Source organism: Escherichia sp. 94.0001, assembly GCF_013369155.2.
Classification (GTDB): Bacteria; Pseudomonadota; Gammaproteobacteria; order Enterobacterales; family Enterobacteriaceae; genus Escherichia; species Escherichia coli_F.
Genome location: NZ_JABWMS020000146.1, coordinates 1 through 2,193 on the forward strand (window position 1 = coordinate 1; position 2,193 = coordinate 2,193).

The 2,193-nt window shown below is 43.7% G+C and carries 6 protein-coding genes; all 6 read left to right on the plus strand.

All coding sequences use genetic code 11. From position 1 onward, the window contains the following. Positions 1–61: 61 nt before the first annotated feature. Complete coding sequence (locus HEN33_RS24695) at positions 62–532, plus strand: hypothetical protein (RefSeq protein WP_045892996.1); 471 nt, start codon at positions 62–64, stop codon at positions 530–532. 150 nt (positions 533–682) lie between these two features. Further along, a complete protein-coding gene (locus HEN33_RS24700; protein WP_000065374.1) occupies positions 683–1,051 on the plus strand; it encodes a DUF2528 family protein in 369 nt (122 codons plus the stop codon). Between the two features lie 71 nt (positions 1,052–1,122). After that, positions 1,123–1,287, plus strand: coding sequence for a protease FtsH-inhibitory lysogeny factor CIII (locus HEN33_RS24705; RefSeq protein WP_001198867.1), 165 nt, complete (start codon positions 1,123–1,125; stop codon positions 1,285–1,287). Beyond that, positions 1,256–1,399, plus strand: coding sequence for a host cell division inhibitory peptide Kil (kil, locus tag HEN33_RS24710; RefSeq protein WP_000372937.1), 144 nt, complete (start codon positions 1,256–1,258; stop codon positions 1,397–1,399). Before HEN33_RS24705 ends, kil begins: the two co-directional genes overlap by 32 nt. Positions 1,400–1,472: 73 nt before the next feature. After that, a complete protein-coding gene (locus HEN33_RS24715) occupies positions 1,473–1,769 on the plus strand; it encodes a host-nuclease inhibitor Gam family protein (protein WP_000995449.1) in 297 nt (98 codons plus the stop codon). A gap of 5 nt (positions 1,770–1,774) precedes the next feature. After that, on the plus strand, positions 1,775–2,193 hold a 419-nt coding region (gene bet, locus HEN33_RS24720), incomplete at its 3' end, for a phage recombination protein Bet (RefSeq protein WP_032306397.1).

Consider the following 2,193-nt stretch of genomic DNA (forward strand, 5'->3'; position numbering starts at 1 on the left):
TGACTTGTGTTGGTCGCCAGAAAATGAAATTAGGCAGCAAACCACTTATTTGAGGTGAGATATGACAAAATCATGGAGCGTACCTTTTCCTGAATTAGAAACTGAACATGATGGAATGCCTGTTTTCTGGAGATTCCAGGCGACAGTTGAAGAAGATGGGATAAAAATATTCGCACTTCAATATATAGCTTTTCATCAGACAGAGCATTATGCATGGTTGGTTCCTGCGCATTGGATTGTTAATTTTAAACCAGCACCAAATCAGTGGTTACAGGAATGGAAACAAAGGAGAAATAGATATGCAATTAAGAAAGTAGCAAAAAATGCAGAAAGATCTTTTGCATTCCCAACGAAGAAACTTGCTATTGAAAGTTTATTGCGCCGGAAGAAATACCATTTAATGAGAATAAAACAAGATTTGGCTGTTGTATCAACTCTTGTTGATGGGATGAAGAATATTGATACATCAACACCAGATATTGAATATAACTTTGGACACAACCAAGAAACAGAAAATTGGGTATTTTATTAGTACGAATAAGCACTGTGTATTCATTCCAACGAGTGAATACACGGAGCAATGTCGCTCGTAACTAAACAGGAGCCGACTTGTTCTGATTATTGGAAATCTTCTTTGCCCTCCAATGTGAGAGCGATTTTTTATCTGTGAGGATATGAATAGATGTCAAACATCAAAAAATACATCATTGATTACGACTGGAAAGCATCAATAGAAATTGAAATCGACCATGACGTAATGACAGAGGAAAAACTTCACCAGATTAATAATTTCTGGTCAGACTCTGAATACCGACTCAATAAACACGGCTCTGTATTAAATGCTGTATTAATCATGCTGGCGCAACATGCTCTGCTTATAGCAATTTCAAGCGACTTAAATGCATATGGTGTTGTGTGTGAGTTCGACTGGAATGATGGAAATGGTCAGGAAGGATGGCCTCCAATGGATGGTAGCGAAGGAATAAGAATTACCGATATCGATACATCAGGAATATTTGATTCAGATGATATGACTATCAAAGCCGCCTGAGCGCGGCGTTACCGCATACCAATAACGCTTCACTCGAGGCGTTTTCGTTATGTATAAATAAGGAGCACACCATGCAATATGCCATTGCAGGGTGGCCTGTTGCTGGCTGCCCTTCCGAATCTTTACTTGAGCGAATCACACGTAAATTACGTGACGGATGGAAACGACTCATCGACGTACTTAATCAGCCAGGAGTTCCCAAAAATGGATCAAACACTTATGGCTATCCAGACTAAATTCACTATCGCCACTTTTATTGGCGATGAAAAGATGTTTCGTGAAGCCGTCGACGCTTATAAAAAATGGATATTAATACTGAAACTGAGATCAAGCAAAAGCATTCACTAACCCCTTTCCTGTTTTCCTAATCAGCCCGGCATTTCGCGGGCGATATTTTCACAGCTATTTCAGGAGTTCGGCCATGAACGCTTATTACATTCAGGATCGTCTTGAGGCTCAGAGCTGGGCGCGTCACTACCAGCAGATAGCCCGTGAAGAGAAAGAGGCAGAACTGGCAGACGACATGGAAAAAGGCCTGCCCCAGCACCTGTTTGAATCGCTATGCATCGGTCATTTGCAACGCCACGGGGCCAGCAAAAAAGCCATTACCCGTGCGTTTGATGACGATGTTGAGTTTCAGGAGCGCATGGCAGAACACATCCGGTACATGGTTGAAACCATTGCTCACCATCAGGTTGATATTGATTCAGAGGTATAAAACGGATGAGTACAGCACTCGCAACGCTGGCAGGGAAGCTGGCTGAACGTGTCGGCATGGATTCTGTCGACCCACAGGAACTGATCACCACTCTTCGCCAGACGGCATTTAAAGGCGATGCCAGCGATGCGCAGTTCATCGCATTGTTGATCGTCGCCAACCAGTACGGCCTTAATCCGTGGACGAAAGAAATTTACGCCTTCCCTGATAAGCAGAACGGCATCGTTCCGGTGGTGGGCGTTGATGGCTGGTCCCGCATCATCAATGAAAACCAGCAGTTTGATGGCATGGACTTTGAGCAGGACAATGAATCCTGCACATGCCGGATTTACCGCAAGGACCGTAATCATCCGATCTGCGTTACCGAGTGGATGGATGAATGCCGCCGCGAACCATTCAAAACCCGCGAAGGCAGAGAAATCAC

Coding starts and splice junctions, on each gene's coding strand:
- kil (WP_000372937.1), top strand. CDS start 1,256: ATGGATCAAACACTTATGGCTATCCAGACTAAATTCACTATCGCCACT.
- HEN33_RS24700 (WP_000065374.1), top strand. CDS start 683: ATGTCAAACATCAAAAAATACATCATTGATTACGACTGGAAAGCATCA.
- HEN33_RS24715 (WP_000995449.1), top strand. CDS start 1,473: ATGAACGCTTATTACATTCAGGATCGTCTTGAGGCTCAGAGCTGGGCG.
- HEN33_RS24705 (WP_001198867.1), top strand. CDS start 1,123: ATGCAATATGCCATTGCAGGGTGGCCTGTTGCTGGCTGCCCTTCCGAA.
- HEN33_RS24695 (WP_045892996.1), top strand. CDS start 62: ATGACAAAATCATGGAGCGTACCTTTTCCTGAATTAGAAACTGAACAT.